Here is a 17,809-nt window from a genome sequence, read left to right as displayed (position 1 = left end):
TCGTAGGGTGGCGCCTGAGGCAGCGGCGCATCGTCCACGCCCCGGGAAACGTGACGGGCGCGCCGGAAGTCCTCGCCACCGCGGAGCCCACTCTGCCCGGAAGTCCCCGGCGAGACGGCTTGATCGCGCACGACGGCGGGCGTGTCGCCGATGGTGTGCGACGGTGGGACGGGTGGGGGACAACATCATGCGTGAGGAGCTGGCCGACTTCCTGCGGCGGCGGCGCGAGGCGTTGACGCCGGAGGGGCGCGGCCTGCCCGCCGGGCGACGACGACGGACGCCGGGGCTGCGCCGCGACGAGGTGGCGCGCCTGGCCAACATGTCCACGACCTACTACGAACGGCTCGAACAGGGCCGTGGCCCGCAGCCGTCGACCGCGATCCTCGCCGGGCTGGCGCGGGCCCTGCTGCTGGACGCCGACGAACGCGGCTACCTCTACCGGCTGGCGGGACATCCCGCGCCCGCGGCACGGAAACCGGGTGGCTTCGTCGACCCTCAGCTGCTGTCGGTCATGCGGGCGGTCGGCACGACCTCGCCGGCGTTCGTCGCGGACGACCTCGCCACCGTCGTGGCGCAGAACGACCTGCACAGCACGCTGTTCGGGCACGTCGCGGGCCTGCCGGGCTGGGAGGCCAACATGATCTGGTGCTGGTTCGGGTCGGCCAGGTGGCGGCGGACCGTGCTGAACCCGCCGGACCAGCAGGCCGCCATCGGTCGCGCCTACGTCGCCTACCTGCGTGTCGTCGTCGCGCAGCGCGACTACGACGAGAACGCCATGGCACTGGTCACCGACCTCCGCGCCGCGAGCCCCGAGTTCACGCGGATGTGGGCGGCGCACCGGGTCTCCCGGTCCTACGCGTCGTCGGTGAGCGTGCACGACGAGCGCGTCGGCCGCCTCGACTTCGACTGTGCCCAGATGGTGAGCTCGCAGTCGCGACAGCGCCTGCACACGCTCCACGCGGCGGCCGGCACGTCCAGCCAGGAGCGGTTGACCAGGCTCACACAGGATATCCACGTACTGACAGGCCGTGGTTGAGCCGGCCCGACGACCCTAGCGTTCGGGTATGGATCTCGTTCCCCCGGTCGTCCTCGCACACGGTTTCTGGCACGGCAGCTGGTGCTGGAGCCAGGTCACCGAACACCTGGCCGGTCTCGGTGTGCCCGCGGTGGCCGTCGACCTCGACGGGCAGGGGCTGAAGGGCTCGTCGCCCCTGGCGCGCTGGCGCAGGCCGTTCGACGCCGCCGCCTACGCCGCCGAGCCCTCGCGGGTCGCGGCCGTCACCGCCTCCTCGGCCGCGGCGACCCTGGTCGACCAGCTGCGGCGGATCGGCAACGGACGGCCGTGTGTGCTGGTCTCGCACAGCATGGGTGGCGTCGTGGCCACCGCCGCCGCCGAGCTGGCCCCGGAGCTGGTCAGCGACCTCGTCTACGTGTCGGCGTTCGCCCCCGTCGGCGGCAGGCCGGTGAACCACTACTTCAGCCTGGCCGCCAACGCGAAGCGGCCGGTGGCCGACCTCCTCACCGGCGATCCCACCGAGATCGGCGCGCTGCGCATCGACACCGGCGACCCCGAGCGCCACCCCGTCATCCAGGACACGTTGTTCAACGACGTCGACGACGCCACCGCGGCCGCCGCGATCTCGATGCTCACCCCGGACGCACCGGCGGGCATCACGGCGGAGACGCTCACCGTGACCGCCGCCCGGTACGGGATGGTGCGGCACACGTACGTGGTCTGTCTGCGGGACAACGCGTTCCCTGTCGACCTGCAGCGCGCCTTCGTCGAGGAGATCGACGCGATCTCGGCGCGGCCGACCGCCGTGGTCGAGTTGGACTCGTCGCACTCGCCGTTCCTGTCCATGCCCGACGAACTGGCCAGGGTGCTGGCGCGGCTCGACCGATGACGACAGCCGAGCTGTTCGCCGAGCACGCGGCACGCACCCCCGACGCGACGGCGTTGCGTTTCCTCGGTGCGGAGCTGTGCTACCGGCAGCTCGACGAGCGCGCGGAGAACCTGGCGCGGCGGCTGCGAGCCGAGGGCGTCGGTCCGGAAACCGTTGTCGGCGTGTGTGTCCGGCGTTCGTTCGAGATGGTCGTCGCGCTGCTGGGCGTGCTGAAGGCGGACGCGGCGTACCTGCCGCTGGATCTCGACGAGCCCGCCGTGCGGCGACGACTCGTGTTCGAGCAGGCGGACGTCCGCGTGGTGGTCGCCCGTGTCGCGATTCCCCTGCCGGGCGTCAACGTCCTGACGGTGGACGGCGAACCCGTCGACACCACACCACCTCCGGTGCGCGGGTCGGCGGACAGCCTGGCCTACGTGCGGTACACGTCCGGCTCGACGGGCCATCCCAAGGGCGTCGCCGTGCCACACCGCGGCGTGGTCCGGCTCGTCCACGACACGGACTGGCTCCACTTCGGACCCGACGAGACGTTCCTCCAGCTGTGCGCCCTGACGTTCGACCCGTCCGAGTTCGAGATCTGGGGCGCTCTGTGCAACGGCGGCTGCCTCGTCATCCACCCACCCGGTCCGCTGTCCCTGCCCGAGCTGGCCGAGTCGCTGCGGCGGGAGCGGATCACCACGCTGTGGCTCACCTCGGGCCTGTTCCACCGCATGGTCGACCACCACCTGGACAGCCTCGGCGGGCTCCGTCAGCTCGTCGCGGGCGGTGACGTGCTCTCCCCCGCACACGTCAACCGGGTCCGGCGCGCACACCCGCGTGTCCGCATGGTCAACGCCTACGGCCCGACCGAGAACACGTGCTTCACCACGTCCCACACGGTCACCCGCCAGGTCACCGGCACGGTGCCGATCGGGACGCCGCTCCCCGGTACCCGCGTGTACGTCCTCGACGAGAACCTGCGGCCGGTTCCAGAGGGAGAGCTGTACACCGGCGGCGCCGGGCTCGCTCGCGGCTACCTCAACCGTCCTGGGTGGACGGACGAGCGCTTCGTCCCCGATCCGTTCGTGCCGGGTGAACGCATGTACCGCACCGGCGACGTGGTCCGCCGCGGCGCGGGTGGCATGCTCGAGTTCCTCGGCCGCGTCGACGACCAGGTGAAGATCGCGGGACACCGCGTGGAGCCGGGCGAGGTCGCCGCCGCGCTGACCGACCTGCCGGGTGTGGCCGAGGCCGTCGTCCTGGCGAGGAACGGGGTTCTCGTCGCCTACGTCGTGCCCGCGCACGTGACCGAGAACCTGTCTACCGAACTACGCGCCGCGTTGCGCCTGCGACTGCCGAGGCACCTGGTGCCCACGGCGATCGTGCTGCTCGCGGAGTTCCCGCTGACGAGCGCGGGCAAGATCGACCGGGCCGCCCTGTCGGCACCGCGGCCCGAGCCGTCCGATGTGGACGTCACCCGCGACCCGCCGCGCACTCCGGTCGAGGCGACACTGGCCCGTCTGCTGGCGGACACCCTGGCGGTGCCGCACGTGGGCGTTCACGACGACTTCTTCGACATCGGCGGCAACTCGCTGCTGGCGGTGGACATCCTCGATCGTGCCCGCCGCGAGCTGTCGATCGACCTGCCCGTGGCGACGCTGTTCTTCGAGAACCCGACGGTCGCGGGGCTTGCCGAGCACATCGCAGAGAACGAGGGGGAACCACGATGAGACTGACCCACCCGAGCGGCGACGAACCGATCGACCTCAGCACGGTCGACCTGTTCGACCCGGCGGTACACGCGAAGGGCGACCCGCACGCCGTCTGGCTCGCCATGCGCACCCACGAGCCCGTGCACTGGCAACAGGTCCGCCCGGGTCTCGGGTTCTGGTCGGTGACGACACACGCCGACGTCGCCACGGTCCTGCGCGACCACACGGCGTTCACGTCCGAGCACGGCACCCTGCTGAACCTGTTGGGCCGCAAGGATCCCGCCGGCGGCCGTCAGCTACCCGCGACCGATCCGCCGCGACACACGAGGATGCGGTCGCCGATCCGGCGTGCGCTGGCGGGCGGCGTGGTGGCCGAACACCGCGCCACGATCCGCGAAGAGGTGCACGGCCTGCTGACCAGGGTCGTCGACGGCGAGCCGTTCGACTTCGCCGCGCTGACCGACCAGCTGCCGATGGCGGTCATGGGCACGCTCATGGGCCTCCCCAGGGACACGTGGGCGCACCTGACGCGCCTGACGGCGCAGGCCGTCGCGCCGGACGACCCTGACCTCGTCGGCCCCGGCGGCGCCCAGGCCACCCTGGACCGGGCACACCGGGAGCTGTTCGCGTCGCTGCACGAGGCGTTGACCCGGCGCGAGGACACCGGCACCACCGACCTGGTCGACGCGCTGCGCGCGGTGGGCGTCGAGGACGGCGAACCGCTCGGTGCCGCCGAGATCGTCGCCAACTGCTACAGCCTGCTGCTCGGCGCGAACGTCACGACACCGCAGGTGCCGAACGCGGCCCTGGTCGAGCTGACCGCGAGCGGCACGTACGCGGACTGGGCCGACCACCCCGACCTGCTGGACGGCGGCATCGAGGAGGCGCTGCGGTGGAGCTCACCCGCGAGCCACTTCATCCGCTACGCGACCCGCGATGTCCGGCTCGGCGAGACCACCATCGGCAAGGGCGAGGCGGTCGCGGCATGGCTCGGCTCGGCGAACCGCGACGCGACCGTGTTCCCGGACCCGTTCACCTTCGACATCCGGCGTGACGCGGGCCGCCATCTCGCCCTCGGCGTCGGCCCGCACTACTGCCTCGGCCACGCACTGGTGCGGACCACGCTCGAGGAGTTCTTCGCCGAGCTGTTCCTCCAGTTCTCGCACTTCGAGGCGGCGGGCGAGCCGGCACACCTGCACTCGAACTTCATCAACGGCATCAAGCACCTGCCGGTGGTCGGAACCCGCAGGATCCCCGGGAACACCTCGGCAAGCGGCTGCCGCTGAGCAGCCGAACGGCCCCCGGCACCGCGTCAGCCGCCGCCACCCGGTGGGTCGGCGGGCCGGCCGGTGATGGCCTGGGTCTGCTGCTGGAGGATCTCCAGGAACGGGATGTCGTCGTGGTTGCCGAGGACGACACCGACCCAACCGGTGTCCGGGTAGATGTCCCAGTTGGCGGCGCTGCCCGCGTTGGCGCCGCCGCGTCCGAACACCCACTGACGGCCGTCGACGAGGTGCAGCGGACCCGAGTACGCCACGAACGACGTCGGCGTCCGGCCGGGGAGCTTGGCCCCGGTCAGCAGGTCGGCGTAGGGCCGGTCCAGGACCGTGCCGTCACGCAACGCGTGCGCGAACCGGACCAGGTCCGGCGCTGTGGCGAAGCCCTCGCCGGAGGCGTGGCCGATGAAGCCCCGGGCCGGGTTCCTGCCCTGGATCTCCGGCGCCAGGCCGCCCCTGTCCAGGTTGCGGACGGCATCCACCCGGCTGCCGTCGGCCTGACTCATGTACGGGTGCGCGATGTGCTCGTCGGTCAGCCACCGCGACCGCGTGAAGTACCCCGAGCCCCGCATGCCGGAGCGCCCGAAGACGTGCTGGTGCGCATAGTCCCAGAACGTCGTCCCGGACACGGCCTCCACGATCTGCGCGGCGATGGCCAGGCCGGCGCCCGCGCCGGAGGTGTGCCCCTGGTTCCCGGAGCCGGGTGGCACCGCCAGTGTCGCCTGCCGGGTCCACCGCTCGTGGTACTCGTGCACTTCATCTGTGCTGGTGAAGACGCGTTGCCAGTCCGGCATCGGGGCGTCCAGCCCGGCGGTGGTGGTGAGCAGGTGGTGGATGGTGACCTGCTCGGCGACGTCCGGGGGGAAGCCCGTCAGGTGCGTACCCACCGTGTCCGACAGCGCCAGCCCGCCATCCTGGGCCAGCCGCAGGACGGCCACCGCGAGGAACGGCTGGCTCGCCGAGCTGAGGTCGAACGCGACGTCCTCGTGGTTGCGGATCCCCCTTTCCTCGTCGGCCATGCCGTAGCTGCGCGACAGCACGGTCCGGCCCCGGTGCGACAGCAGCACGACGCCGGAGAACCTGTCCTCCTCGGCCAGCTTCGCGACGAACCGGTCGTAGGCGCCGCCGGGCCGGGTGTCGGGCGGGATGTCGCGGTCGGTCCGTGCCGGTTCGGCGTGGCCGGGGGTGGCACCCGCCGCCACGCCCACGGCGGCCAGCCCACCCCACCCGAGCAGTCGCCGCCGGTCGACACCACGCGCGGAGTCCAAGTCCAAGATCACGGTCCTTTCGGCGAGCCGGCATGCGGACCGCCAGTCGTGGCCCGTGCCTCCACCGAAGACGGAAGACCGTTGCGTCGGCGTATGCGGTTTCCGATATGTCCGCGATACCCGCAGACCGGCTGGGGGTACCTGCCGTGGAGATGGTCGGGGTGAGATGTGAAGATCCCGTGGAGAGGTCACGACGATCTCGTGCGTTGTCCCGGTCGCGATCACGACCGGGTTCCAGGAAGTCCTTCATGGCACTCGGGGAGTCGTGGTGGAGTCGAGGGTCCTTCCCGCGGTGATCGCGGTCGTCGGCGGCATGGTGCTCGCGGTGCTGCTGCTGGTGCCGTTCATCTACCGCACCTACCGCCGTCGCGGCGAGCTGGGTTTCGGCGCGGGGCTGGTCGCGTTCGGCTTCCTCGTCTACGGGTTCGCGCTCGTCGCGTACACGCTGCTGCCGCTGCCGCCCCTCGACGCCGCCTGGTGCACGGCGCACACCCGGTTCACCCACGCGCAGCTCGACCCGTTCGCGATCATGTCGGACATCCGCCAGTACCCCGGCGTGCTCACCAACCCCGCCGTGCAGCAGGGTGCCTTCAACGTGGTGCTCTTCCTGCCGCTCGGCGCCTACCTGCGGCTGTACCTGCGGCGCCGGGGCGTGCCGACCATCGTCCTCGCCGGTTTCCTGGTGTCGCTCCTGATCGAATGCACCCAGCGCAGCGGCAACTGGTTCCTGTTCCCCTGCCCGTACCGCCTGTTCGACGTCGACGACCTCGTCGCGAACACCCTCGGCACCGCGCTCGGCATCCTCGGCGCGCCCCTGCTGCGCAGGCTGCAGGGCACGCCCGCGCTGCCGGCCGACGCACCCCGCCCGATCACCACCGGCAGGCGACTGCTCGGCATGCTCGTCGACCTCCTCGGGGTCGCGCTGCTCGGCATGGCCGTCAACGTGGCGGTCAGCCTGACCGCCTGGTACACCCTCGAACGCGAACCGGGGAACGACCCGCTCACCGAGGTCGTGCTGTCGACCTGGCTGCCCGCGGTGCTGCTGCTCGCACTGCCCGCGTTCGCCCCGGCGGGCGCGACGTTCGGCCAGCGTGCCGTGCGCCTGCGCCGGGTCCGGTCGGACGGGCGCCATCCCGGGGTGCGGCTGGTGCCCGCGCTGCTGGTGGGGACCTTCGGCTACTACGTGCTGACCGGCCTCGGCGACCACGTGCCGGGTGCGGGCCCGCTGGCGTTCGCGTTGCTCGTCGCGAGCGCCGTGCTCGCCTGGCGCCCACGCTCCCACCGCGGCCTGTCCGGGCTCGCCTCCGGTCTGGTGGTGGTCGACGCCCGCACGGCCCCGTCGCGCGACGGCGACCGCGAGGCCGAGGTCAGAACTGGTCGCGGTTGGCGCAGTCGCTGAAGGCGCCCGAGCTTCCCGGCCACCTCACGCACACCCGCCGTTACGAAGGCTCCCTTCAGTACGCCCAGCGTTACGAAGGGGCCCTTCAGTACACCCGACCTCACGCACACCCGACCTCACGCACGCCCGCCGTTACGAAGGCTCCCTGAAGCTGGCGTTCTCGTTCTTCATGGACGCGTTGAGGTTGGCCTTGCCGTAGGCACCGATCGTCTGCGACGCCACGCTGCCGTTGCAGCCGCTGTTGTAGTAGACAGTCGCGGAATAGGACCAGTTGTTGACGACCGACGCGGCGTTGTTCTTCACCACGACGTTGTAGCCGTTCGCGCCGGAACCGCCTTTGTTGAACCGCTCGTTGTCGAGGTTTCCGTCCGAATACAGATAGTCGGCACGAGCACCCGCGTAGTTGCTGTTGAAGTAGAAGCAGAGATACGCCCTCCGCGTGAGTGACATGCTTTCTTGTGTGTCATCACATCAGGGTGTTGACTTCCGCGTGAGCGCGCGGAGACGGCGCTGGACCTCCTCGGTGCCGAGCGTCGTGGCGACGGCGTGGAGGTCCGGGCTGCGGGTGGCCCCGGTGAGGGTGACGCGCACGAGCTGCGAGGCCTCGCGGATGGAGCCGGGGAACGCGTCGGGGTTCTTCTTGAACTCCTTCGGGCTGGGTGCGAAGCCGTGTTTGGTCGCGAGCTGGCGGATCTGGTCGAACCACTCCCTGCCGTCGTCGAGTGGCTGGTAGTCGTCGGCGAAGTCGGCGAGGAACGCCTGGACGAGCTGCGGGTCGAGCCCGCCGAGCCGCTCGTCGGCCGGGTCGGTGACCGGGGTGAACAGCTCGGTGAAGAAGAACCCGTACGCGGGCCGGAAGTCCGACCACTTGCGCAGGTCCTTGCGAGGGTTCTCGACGCCGTCGCGCTCGACCGCGAGGGCACGCAGGGCCAGGTCACGGTTGGTGTCGAGCACCGTGACCACCTCGGGGTCGTGGGCGGCGGCCCACGTGCGCAGCTCGTCGAGGATCTGCTCGCCCGTCAGGGTGGCGATGTGGTCCGCGGAGATGTCCTCGAGCTTGACCAGGTCCACCAGCGGCCCGGCGACCCCGCACTCCACCAGGTGGATCGGCTCGGTCAGCGCCTGGGCCAGGGGCATCTCGGCGAGACGGCCGTTGGCCAGGCCACGCAGGTAGTAGAGGACCGCGTCGGCGGGGTAGCCGGCCGAGATGTAGAAGTCGACCGAGGCCTCCGGGTCCTTGCGCTTGGACAGCTTGCGCTTGCCGCCCGGGATCTGCTTCATCAGCGGCGCGATGTGGGCGTACCGGGGCGGGGCGAACCCCAGCGCGTCGAAGAGCTGCAGGTGCAGCGGCACCGAGGAGATCCACTCCTCACCCCGGACGACCAGCGTGGTGCGCATCAGGTGGTCGTCGACGGCGTGGGCGAAGTGGTAGGTGGGCAGCCGTACGGGCTGGTCGGAGGCCTTGAGGATGACCACGTCGTTGCGGTTGGCCTCGTGCTCCAGCTCGCCGCGGATGGCGTCGTCGAAACGGGCGCGCTGCCCGGCCGCCTCGTCGGGTGCGCGGAACCGCACCACGTACGGGCTGCCCTTGGCGAGCTCGGCGGCCACCTTCTCGGGGTCGGCGTCACGCCAGATCGCCCAGGTGCCGTAGTAGCCGGGCGGGACCTTGGTGGCCTGCTGACGTGCGGTGATGTCGGCCAGCTCGTCGCGGGTGGCAAAGCACAGGTACGCCTGGCCCCGGCGCAGCAGGTGGCGCACGTAGGTGAGGTAGATCCGCTCGCGGGCCGACTGGTGGTAGGGCCCGTACTCGCCGTTGCCCTCGCCCTCGGTCGGCTGAATGCGGAAGTAGTCGAACGCACGTTCGAACTGCTCCAGCGCGCCGACGACCTCGCGCGACTGGTCGGTGTCCTCGACCCGCACCAGGTACCGGCCGCCCGTGCGTGCGGAGACGTCCTGGTCGATCATCGCCACGTACACGCCGCCGATGTGCACGAACCCCGTCGGCGACGGGCCGAACCTGGTGACCTCGGCGCCCTCGGGCAGGTCACGCGGCGGGTAGTGCTGCTCCCAGTGCTCGGGGTCGGGCAGGTCGGCGGGGAACAGCGAGTCGATGACCGCGTGGTCAAGCACGTTCTCTCCAGGTCAGAGGCACGCTAACTGCGTGGGGTGTCCGTGGCGTTCGAGGTCCGATGGTATCCGCGTGCGACCATCGCTCCCCCGCCCGGACACCCCCGAGCGTCAGCCGTCGACCTTGGAGCTACTTGTCGACCGTGAAACAGTCCTGGTCGGGCATTGTCGGCTTCTGCCAGAGCACACAGGCCTCGTCCGTTCGCGTGTCGACCCGCCACACGTAGGCGACCAGGGGGTTGGCCTTGAGCGTCGGGTACTCGACCTCCTCCCAGATGTTGCCAGGCCGCAAATCCTCGCCGACCACCGCGAACGCCTCGCACTTCGCGCCCTGCGCGAAGTACTTCGAATACTCTCGCCAGCCCTGGTCGGTGGTCGGCTCCGGTATTTGCTGCTCCTTCAACTTGGCCGCGAGCGTGTAACCGTCATTCTTCGCCGCCGCGTTTTCGGCGTAGGCCCGGACGGACACGCCCGCGGTCCTGCCGGACCAGAACCACGCCTGGCCGCAGTCGGTTTCCAGCTTCTCCTTGACATCGTTGACCTGCGGCGCCCAGACCGGATCCGCGACCGCGGCAGGCGCGCCCGCGAAGAAAAGGGCCAGGGCGACCAGTGCTACACGAATTCTCATGACCGGCATTCTCTCACCAGCACGAGAAAAGGACAGCCGACGTCACCCCACAGTGGACACCAGTAATACCATTGTGAACAATCACTGGACGCAGCGTGAACGGAACTGTTGTCCACAAAGCCTCGGAACTGGCAGGCTTCGACCCGTGAACCCGATCGTCGCCCAGGTGTTGACCATCGCCGGTGTCCTGCTCGGCTCGGCCGCCACGTTCGTCGTCACCTCCACGACCGAGCGAACCCGTTGGCGACGAGCACAGTCCGCCCGGTGGGATGACAAACGCCTTCTCGCGTACTCGGAGTACGCGAACGCGGTCAAGCACATGGTCCGGCTGTGCCGCCGGATCGCGGAGACCAGAGGGCTGCTGTCGACGGGACAGCCCGTCGACCTCGACGCCGCGTTCGCCGCCCTCGCCGAGGCGGAGACCGAACGCGCCGCGCGCTGGGAAACCGTCCTACTCCTGGGTGAGCCCGCGACGATCTCGGCCGCGGGCGCGTGGAGCGAGCGGGTGTGGCGGCTCGAAAGCCTCCTCAGGGAGGACCACCCCGACACGACGTCGTTCGCCGACGCCTACCGCGACGCCATGCGACTGCGCAACGACTTCTACGCCCACGCCCGCACGGACCTCGACATCACCAGCGGCCCGCTACCCGAGCTGACGTGGAAGACCCTCCAGTCCTCGCCCCCGGACCACCCCGCCACACCCTGACGACCGACCGACGACGGTGCTACGTTGACCGGCAGGCGAATCGAGTGCCGCCGCACGACGAAGCCGGCAGGCCCCTACGAGGTGAGATTCATGGCGATGGAGCCGTCAGGCCGGGACGTGGCGGTCGTGCTCGACGGCTACTCGTTCATGGAGTGCCCGAGGTGGCGTGACGGGCGCCTGTGGGTCTCGGACTTCTACACCAACCAGGTCCTCGCGACCGACGGCCGAGGCAACGTCGAGGTGATGGCCGAGGTGCCCGGCCAGCCGTCCGGCCTAGGCTTCCTGCCCGACGGACGCGCACTGATCATCTCGATGCGCGACCACCGCGTCCTGGTCCGCGACGAGTCGGGTGGGCTGGCGGAACACGCGAACCTCTCCGACGCCGTGCCCGCGGTGCTCAACGACATGGTCGTCGACGAACGGGGACGTGCCTACGTCGGCAACTTCGGCTTCGACCTGATGGGCGGCGCCGCCATGCGCGACACCACCCTGTGCCGCGTCGACCCGGACGGCACGGTGACCACGGTGGCCGACGGCCTCCGCTTCCCCAACGGCATGGTGATCCTGCACGGCGAGGTGCTGGTGGTCGCCGAGACCTTCGCGGGCCGCCTGACCGCCTTCGACCTCGACGAGAACGGCGACCTGACCAACCAGCGGGTGTGGGCACACTTCGGCGAGCCCCCCGCGACCGACGACGTCGAGACCGCGCTGGCACGCCTCGAGGTCGCCCCGGACGGCATCTGCGCCGACGCCGAGGGCGCCGTCTGGGTGGCCGACGCGCTGCACGCCCGACTCCTCCGCGTCCGCGAGGGCGGGGAGATCCTCGACGAGATCCCCACCGGTACCGGGGTCTACGCGTGCATGCTCGGCGGCGATGACGGCCGCACCCTGTTCGCGTGCTCGGCACCGTCCTTCGCCGAGCACGAACGCCGCGCGACACGTGAGGCGCGACTACTCGCCGTCGAGGTCGAGGTCCCACACGCCGGCCTGCCCTGACGCGGCCGTCACCCCTCGGACAGTGTCCGAAAAGGACGACGGCCGAGGGGTGACTGTCCGGTCAGGCGCCGATGTTGGCCTGCGGTCCGGCGTAGGTGCGCAGGAGGGATGGGACGTTCGTGGCCGGGTCGAGGGTGTAGGCGTAGTACGTGCTCGGGGTGAAGGCCGAGCCGCCCGTCTCCTGTTGACCGGTCGAGTTGACGACGATGCTGCCGGACTGCCGCAGCTGCGCGGCGTCGTCGCGGTAGTAGGGGTCCTTCACGTTGTCGAAGTAGCTGTTCTCCAGGACCATCTTCGTCGCGCCTCGGGCGTAGTTGCCGTAGGACGTGATGTTCTGCAGGTAGTTGTTGTAGAGGTGCGCGTACGCGACGTTGTCCGTGCTGGGGTTGCGCTGGTTGTTGTCGTGGATCCAGTTGTGGTGGATGGTCATCCGCGACGTCACGTTGCTCGTCCAGCCGATGCCGAAGGCCTTGTTGTTCTCCGCCAGCACGTTCCACGACACGGTCAGGTACGTGGTGTCGAGCCTGCTGTCGATGAGGCCGTCGTTCATGCGCACGATGGTGTTGTGGTCGATCCACACGTGGTGCGCGGTGTCCATCTGGATGCCGTCGTAGTCGAAGTCCTTGTCGTCCGGGTCGTCGGAGGCCATCCGGGTGTCGCGGATCGTGAGGTTGCGGATGATCACGTTGTGCACGCCACCGGCCAGGAAGAACCCGCCGTTGACGATGTGCCCGCCGGTGCCGACGCCGATGATCGTCTTGTTCGACTGGACGCGGATCTCGGTGCCGTACGGCGTGACGGTGACCGCGGCGCCGACCCGGATCACGTACGGTTCGCTCGCGGTCGCGTACCGGACCAGGTCGGCGTAGTTGGTCACCGTGACCGTGGCGCCTGCCGCACCGCCGGTGGTCGTGGTGTCACCCATGCCGCTGGTGCCCGCGAAGCCGTCCGCGGCGTTCGACCACGTCCTGCCTGCCGGGGTGAACAGCCACTGCTTGTTGGTGTTCGCCGTACACGCCTCCTGCACGATCGGCACACCGGAACCCGACGACGCGTTCTGGTTCGCCAGACACAACCCACTGGCCACGTTGACCAGCTGATACGTACCAGCTCCCGACGCGACCAGCCGCCACTGCTGATACGTGGACCCACTACAGGTCCACTGCTGCAACTGCACACCAGATTCCGTTGTGCCGTAGGGGATGTCGAGGCACTTGCCACTGTTGACGTTGGTGAGCGTGTGGTACGAGCCCGCGGCGCCGAGGGTGAAGCGCTGCCAGGCGTCGCCGGAACAACTCCACTGCTGCACCAGACCACCGTTGTCAGCCGACCCCGCCGTGACGTCCAGGCACTTACCGCTGTTCGTCACGCTGATCTGGTAGGTGGCGCCGACCGAGGGCACGGCGGCGCTCGCGGTCGGCACCGCGACGACCGCCGCGGCCGCGGCGAGGGCCAGAGCGCAGAAGACGTGAGCCACTGATCTCTTGGAGCGCATGGGATTCGTCCTTCCGTGTCAGCCGACGGGGTTCCAGCCGTCGGTGCCGGCGAGGTACTTCTGCGGGGTGTAGTTCGCGGCCTGCGAGTCGGCCAGCTGCGGACGGTTCGTGCCCGTGCCGGAGCCGGCGCCGGTGTTGCGGTACTCGAGGAACCTGGCGTTCTGCCACAGGTTCCCCGACATGTCCGTCCACGGCTGCGACGTCCTGACGACGGCGTCCAGTGTGGACTCCCGGTACAACACCTGCGCGTCCGGCCGCCACGGCCTGCCGAGGTTGGTGGTACCGGCCGCCGCCGCGCCGCGGACGTGCGACCTGTAGAACAGGAAGCCGTACGTCTTCGTCGCCGCGGTACTCGCCGCCGTGATCGGGCCGCCGGTCGACCGCTTCTCGTACACGTCGCAGCCGTCGAACACGATCGTGCCACCGCCGAAGACGAAGTCCACGGTCCCCTCGACGTAGGAGCCGGTGACGTAGGCGCGGGTCGAGTCGTTGACGAGGAACGTGTCCTGGTCGCCGAGCAGCCGGACGTTGCGCAGCACCGCGCGGTCCGCGTTCAGGTGCAGTGCCACCGCCTGCTGGCCGCTCGGCACCGAGTTCTCGTCGAGGTCGTTGGAGATCGTCAGGTTCGTCGCCACGAAGTCACGGCCGTACACGAACGCGGTCGCGCTGCCGGACGTGCCGTGCGTGTAGGCCGAGTGGTTGTTCACGATCACCACCTGCGACGGGCCGCTGCCGAGGCCCTGCAACGTGATCAACGGCTTGTTCGCGGGCACGGTCACGATCTCGCGGTAGGTGCCCGCCTTGATCGTGATGGTGGCCCGGCTCGCGTTGTTGGCCGGCACGGCGTCGATCGCCGCCTGCACCGTGCGGTACTGACCGGTGCCGTCCGCAGCGACCGTCGGTGTCGCCGTCGACACCGGGGTGAACAGCCACTGCTTGTTGGTGTTCGCCGTACACGCCTCCTGCACGATCGGCACACCGGAACCCGACGACGCGTTCTGGTTCGCCAGACACAACCCACTGGCCACGTTGACCAGCTGATACGTACCAGCTCCCGACGCGACCAGCCGCCACTGCTGATACGTGGACCCACTACAGGTCCACTGCTGCAACTGCACACCAGATTCAGTTGTCCCATAAGGGATGTCGAGACACTTACCACTGTTGACGTTGGTCAGCGTCCGGTAGCCGCCGGAAGCGCCGAGGGTGAACTGTTGCCACGTGTCGCCGGAACAACTCCACTGCTGCACCAGACCACCGTTGTCAGCCGACCCCGCCGTGACGTCCAGGCACTTACCACTGTTGGTGACGCTCACCTGGTAGGTCGTGCCGTTGACCGGCACCGCCGCCTGGGCCGGCGCGGACACCGAGACGGCTGCCGAGCCCGCCATCGCCAGCACTGCCAACGCCCGGACCACGCGGCCGAGCACCGTCGAACCCACTGGTCTCATGAGAGGTCCTCCTCGTTGAGGACAGATCGCGATGTTATCGCTAACAACATCTCCTTCACCTGTTATGGCAGGTTGTTGTCCGAGTGTCAACAGCACTGCACAGCTTAAATTGTTCAGTCGAAAGACCAAGACAAAGATCATGTTAGCGAGAACATGAATTACTCTCGATACACCGGTCACACCTGTTCACCCAGCACAGGACAGGTCCTCGACCGTGTCGGATCCGTGCGGTTGACTGGACGTTGTGGCCACTCTGCCGATTCGCGACAACGCCGGGAACGCGCTGGTCGACTTCCGAGTGGCCGACGAGCAGGAGCTGAACCCTCTGGCCGCGGTACCCGCGTCCCTGGTGGTCGTCACGCACGACGACGCTGTCCTCATGATGTTCGACCGCTGGCGACGGCAGTGGGAGTTGCCAGGCGGACAACGCGAGCCCGGTGAGACCGCACGGCAGACCGCCGTACGAGAACTCCGCGAGGAGACAGGGATCGACGACGTCACACTGACCTTCGCGGCCGTGGCCGAGTTCGTCCTCACCAAGCCGGTGCGCCGCGAACTCCTTGCCATCTACCGGGTTCGGCTCCCGGTTTCGCCGTCGCTCACCACGAACGACGAGGCACTCGACTTTCAGTGGTGGCCGCCGGCGCGTCCAGTGAGCGAGGACATGAGCCCACTGGACGCGGAGATCGCCAGACGTGTGTGTCAGTCCCCGGCTACCTGAACCGAGCGGGGTGCGTTCGATCAGTCGAGGACCGCCGGCAGGTCGAAGGCCGCGAAGACCGCCGGGTCCTGGAAAACGACGGTGTGCGAGACCTTTCCCCCGCTGGTGACGGTGAACACCTGCAACGTGTGCAACTGGTGCCCACCCTCGGGGTTCGGCGCGTAGGCAGCCACCGCCGGTTGGCCGTTGGCCCCGGTCGGGATCATGCGCCAGCCGACGCCGCGCATCGCGAACACCCTGCGGATGAACGCGGCGTAGTCGTCGCGGCCGAGGTACCACAGTGGCACCGGCGGCATCTCAAGGACCGCGTCCTCGGTGAGCAGCTCGACCAGGCCCGCCACGTCAGCGGCCTCGAAGGCACGCACGTAGGCGGCCACGGCCTCGTGAACGGCCGGATCGTCCGGTTGGCCGAGTTCGTCCTCCACGACCGCGGCGCCGGCCAACCCGGCCCGCGCCCGTTGCAGAGCGCTGTTCACCGAGGCTACCGACGTGTCGAGCAGCCCGGCAACCTCGGCGGCACTGAACTCCAGAACCTCGCGCAGCACCCAGATCGCGCGCTGTCGAGGCGGCAGCAGCTGCATGGCCGCGACCAGAGCCAGTCGCATGCTGTCACGTCTCACGACCCGCGCCGCCGGATCGTCGCCGTCGCGGAACCGGGCGTCGGGGAAGGGTTGGAGCCACGGCACGTCGAAGGCCGGCAGCAGCGGCGTGTCCGGATCGGTGCTGGGCGCGCCGAGCCCGGACGGAAGCGGGCGGCGCGCCTTCCCCTCCAGCGCGGTCAGGCACACGTTCGTCGCGATGCGGTACAGCCAGGTCCGGACGGAGGCCTTGCGCTCGTCGTAGCGGTCGCGTGCCTTCCACGCCCGCAGCATCGTCTCCTGCACCAGGTCCTCGGCCTCGTTAACGGACCCGAGCATCCGGTAGCAGTAGGCCAGCAGCTCCCGGCGGTGCCGCTCGACGCGTGTCTCGAAATCGATGGTGGTCATCGCGATGAGTATGAGGGCACTCGCCGGTATGTACCGACACCGAGCCACCCGGCCGGCCAGGACACACCGAACGAGGAGTGGGACATGAGCGACCTGACCGTCATCGAGTTCGTCACGCTGGACGGCGTCATCGAGGATCCGGACGGATCCGGCGGAACACCCAACGGCGGCTGGGCGTTCCGCCACGGCCCCGAGGCGGTGGCGGGCGACAAGTTCCTGCTCGGGCCGCTGCTCGACACCGGCGTCATGCTGCTGGGCCGCACGACCTGGGAGCTGTTCGCGAAGATCTGGCCCACCCGCACCGACGAGTTCTCCACGAGGATGAACAACATCCCCAAACTGGTCGCGTCCCACTCGCTGACCAGCGTCGACGACTGGCAGAACTCGTCACTGCTCGAGGACGACCTGGTCACGACCGTCCGCCGCCGCAAGGCCGAGCAGGACGTCATCGTCACCGGCAGCATCAGCGTCGTCCACGAACTGGCCGGCCACGACCTGGTCGACGAGTACCGCCTCCTGGTGTTCCCCTCCGTGTTCGGCACGGGACAGCGCCTCTTCTCCGACCACACCCCGCCCACGGACCTACGGCTCAGCGCCGTCGAACAGCGGGGCCCGGCCGCGCTCCTGCGCTACCGGAAGGCGGCGTGATCACGCCGCTCCCGTTACCGGAGCGGCCGGGGAAGCGGCCAGGGACCGGATGGAGGTTTCGAGTGGCCAGTGTCCGCACAACGCGGTATATCCTGTCAACGCGAACGGACGTGGGTCGGCGCCGACGAGAGTCGGCCTTGTGTCCGCTGTGGAGTTTCTGTCGATAATCGTCCACATGGGTTCCCGCAACCACGCACCGTCATGCACTCAACATTGAAGACGGCAGGTTGCCTGGGCTGACACCCGGAAACGAATTGCCTGCCAATTCTTGATCACACGCTTACTCACCAGGTCCGCAGCTCATTCCAGTAGGCGATCCTGTCACGCAAACGATCAGCGGGTCACCCGGACGTGGGACGACGCACGCGGCTGACTTCTCGATGGCTTAGCGTGGCAGTACAACGTTACAGAAAGTGACACCCACACAACGTACAATGGAAAGTTCCGTGTGGGGATGGGGGCAGCGACTTGACGTGGAAACCAGCGGGAGCCGGCGCGGCCGTCATCCCTCAGC

16 protein-coding genes are annotated in these 17,809 nt (G+C 69.3%); 9 read left to right on the top strand and 7 right to left on the bottom strand.

All coding sequences use genetic code 11. The features are described from left to right. Positions 1-172: 172 nt before the first annotated feature. From CLV71_RS06680 to CLV71_RS06665, 4 genes are read left to right on the top strand one after another with little or no spacing between them, the layout of a single operon-like run. Entirely contained in the window at positions 173-1,036 is an 864-nt protein-coding gene (locus tag CLV71_RS06680; protein ID WP_133901711.1) for a helix-turn-helix transcriptional regulator, read from the top strand. A 28-nt stretch (positions 1,037-1,064) separates the two neighbouring features. Next, positions 1,065-1,904 (top strand): alpha/beta fold hydrolase, encoded by an 840-nt coding sequence (locus CLV71_RS06675; RefSeq protein ID WP_133901710.1) that lies wholly within the window; start codon positions 1,065-1,067, stop codon positions 1,902-1,904. After that, entirely contained in the window at positions 1,901-3,610 is a 1,710-nt protein-coding gene (locus tag CLV71_RS06670) for a non-ribosomal peptide synthetase (protein WP_133901709.1), read from the top strand. The genes CLV71_RS06675 and CLV71_RS06670 overlap by 4 nt, the downstream gene beginning before the upstream one ends. Then, positions 3,607-4,878 (top strand): cytochrome P450, encoded by a 1,272-nt coding sequence (locus CLV71_RS06665; protein ID WP_133901708.1) that lies wholly within the window; start codon positions 3,607-3,609, stop codon positions 4,876-4,878. The genes CLV71_RS06670 and CLV71_RS06665 overlap by 4 nt, the downstream gene beginning before the upstream one ends. Positions 4,879-4,904: 26 nt before the next feature. Here the strand turns inward: CLV71_RS06665 and CLV71_RS06660 are convergent, their stop codons facing one another. Further along, positions 4,905-6,143, bottom strand: coding sequence for a serine hydrolase domain-containing protein (locus tag CLV71_RS06660; protein ID WP_133901707.1), 1,239 nt, complete (start codon positions 6,141-6,143; stop codon positions 4,905-4,907). A 262-nt stretch (positions 6,144-6,405) separates the two neighbouring features. Between CLV71_RS06660 and CLV71_RS06655 the strand changes: the two genes are divergently transcribed. Then, positions 6,406-7,536, top strand: a complete 1,131-nt coding sequence (locus CLV71_RS06655) for a VanZ family protein (protein ID WP_243866252.1) — start codon at positions 6,406-6,408, stop codon at positions 7,534-7,536. 132 nt (positions 7,537-7,668) lie between these two features. On the opposite strand, the gene CLV71_RS06650 is transcribed toward CLV71_RS06655, so the two are convergent. The 3 genes from CLV71_RS06650 to CLV71_RS06640 form a co-directional block, all read right to left on the bottom strand. Then, positions 7,669-7,986: a peptidase inhibitor family I36 protein gene (locus CLV71_RS06650; RefSeq protein ID WP_133901706.1), complete on the bottom strand. Its 318-nt coding sequence runs from the start codon at positions 7,984-7,986 to the stop codon at positions 7,669-7,671. A gap of 21 nt (positions 7,987-8,007) precedes the next feature. Next, the gene (locus CLV71_RS06645) at positions 8,008-9,666 is read right to left on the bottom strand and encodes a glutamate--tRNA ligase (protein WP_133901705.1); all 1,659 of its coding nucleotides are present in this window, start codon (positions 9,664-9,666) and stop codon (positions 8,008-8,010) included. A gap of 127 nt (positions 9,667-9,793) precedes the next feature. Next, on the bottom strand, positions 9,794-10,291 hold the full coding sequence (locus tag CLV71_RS06640) for a hypothetical protein (protein WP_133901704.1): 498 nt from the start codon (positions 10,289-10,291) through the stop codon (positions 9,794-9,796). Positions 10,292-10,436: 145 nt separating this feature from the next. Here CLV71_RS06640 and CLV71_RS06635 point away from each other — a divergent pair, with 145 nt between their 5' ends. Then, positions 10,437-10,997, top strand: a complete 561-nt coding sequence (locus CLV71_RS06635) for a hypothetical protein (protein ID WP_243866251.1) — start codon at positions 10,437-10,439, stop codon at positions 10,995-10,997. A gap of 90 nt (positions 10,998-11,087) precedes the next feature. Continuing rightward, entirely contained in the window at positions 11,088-11,993 is a 906-nt protein-coding gene (locus CLV71_RS06630) for an SMP-30/gluconolactonase/LRE family protein (protein ID WP_243866250.1), read from the top strand. 61 nt (positions 11,994-12,054) lie between these two features. Here CLV71_RS06630 and CLV71_RS06625 read toward each other — a convergent pair whose 3' ends face one another. Beyond that, the gene (locus tag CLV71_RS06625; RefSeq protein ID WP_133901703.1) at positions 12,055-13,488 is read right to left on the bottom strand and encodes an RICIN domain-containing protein; all 1,434 of its coding nucleotides are present in this window, start codon (positions 13,486-13,488) and stop codon (positions 12,055-12,057) included. An 18-nt stretch (positions 13,489-13,506) separates the two neighbouring features. After that, on the bottom strand, positions 13,507-14,940 hold the full coding sequence (locus tag CLV71_RS06620) for a pectinesterase family protein (RefSeq protein ID WP_208297413.1): 1,434 nt from the start codon (positions 14,938-14,940) through the stop codon (positions 13,507-13,509). Positions 14,941-15,184: 244 nt separating this feature from the next. Between CLV71_RS06620 and CLV71_RS06615 the strand changes: the two genes are divergently transcribed. Continuing rightward, entirely contained in the window at positions 15,185-15,661 is a 477-nt protein-coding gene (locus CLV71_RS06615; protein WP_133901702.1) for an NUDIX hydrolase, read from the top strand. Between the two features lie 20 nt (positions 15,662-15,681). On the opposite strand, the gene CLV71_RS06610 is transcribed toward CLV71_RS06615, so the two are convergent. After that, the gene (locus CLV71_RS06610) at positions 15,682-16,647 is read right to left on the bottom strand and encodes a sigma-70 family RNA polymerase sigma factor (RefSeq protein WP_133901701.1); all 966 of its coding nucleotides are present in this window, start codon (positions 16,645-16,647) and stop codon (positions 15,682-15,684) included. 84 nt (positions 16,648-16,731) lie between these two features. Here CLV71_RS06610 and CLV71_RS06605 point away from each other — a divergent pair, with 84 nt between their 5' ends. Next, a complete protein-coding gene (locus CLV71_RS06605; RefSeq protein ID WP_133901700.1) occupies positions 16,732-17,295 on the top strand; it encodes a dihydrofolate reductase family protein in 564 nt (187 codons plus the stop codon). Positions 17,296-17,809 lie beyond the last annotated feature (514 nt).

The sequence above is a fragment of the Actinophytocola oryzae genome (genome assembly GCF_004364325.1).
Taxonomy (GTDB): Bacteria; Actinomycetota; Actinomycetes; order Mycobacteriales; family Pseudonocardiaceae; genus Actinophytocola; species Actinophytocola oryzae.
Note: the sequence above shows the minus strand (reverse complement) of the source record. Positions and strands in the feature narration are given on the sequence as shown.

What these genes read in the sequence shown, in the direction of transcription:
- CLV71_RS06675 (WP_133901710.1), top strand. Translation starts at nt 1,065, where the DNA reads ATGGATCTCGTTCCCCCGGTCGTCCTCGCACACGGTTTCTGGCACGGC.
- CLV71_RS06620 (WP_208297413.1), bottom strand. Translation starts at nt 14,940, where the DNA reads ATGAGACCAGTGGGTTCGACGGTGCTCGGCCGCGTGGTCCGGGCGTTG.
- CLV71_RS06610 (WP_133901701.1), bottom strand. Translation starts at nt 16,647, where the DNA reads ATGACCACCATCGATTTCGAGACACGCGTCGAGCGGCACCGCCGGGAG.
- CLV71_RS06605 (WP_133901700.1), top strand. Translation starts at nt 16,732, where the DNA reads ATGAGCGACCTGACCGTCATCGAGTTCGTCACGCTGGACGGCGTCATC.
- CLV71_RS06650 (WP_133901706.1), bottom strand. Translation starts at nt 7,986, where the DNA reads ATGTCACTCACGCGGAGGGCGTATCTCTGCTTCTACTTCAACAGCAAC.
- CLV71_RS06630 (WP_243866250.1), top strand. Translation starts at nt 11,088, where the DNA reads ATGGCGATGGAGCCGTCAGGCCGGGACGTGGCGGTCGTGCTCGACGGC.
- CLV71_RS06640 (WP_133901704.1), bottom strand. Translation starts at nt 10,291, where the DNA reads ATGAGAATTCGTGTAGCACTGGTCGCCCTGGCCCTTTTCTTCGCGGGC.
- CLV71_RS06670 (WP_133901709.1), top strand. Translation starts at nt 1,901, where the DNA reads ATGACGACAGCCGAGCTGTTCGCCGAGCACGCGGCACGCACCCCCGAC.
- CLV71_RS06665 (WP_133901708.1), top strand. Translation starts at nt 3,607, where the DNA reads ATGAGACTGACCCACCCGAGCGGCGACGAACCGATCGACCTCAGCACG.
- CLV71_RS06625 (WP_133901703.1), bottom strand. Translation starts at nt 13,488, where the DNA reads ATGCGCTCCAAGAGATCAGTGGCTCACGTCTTCTGCGCTCTGGCCCTC.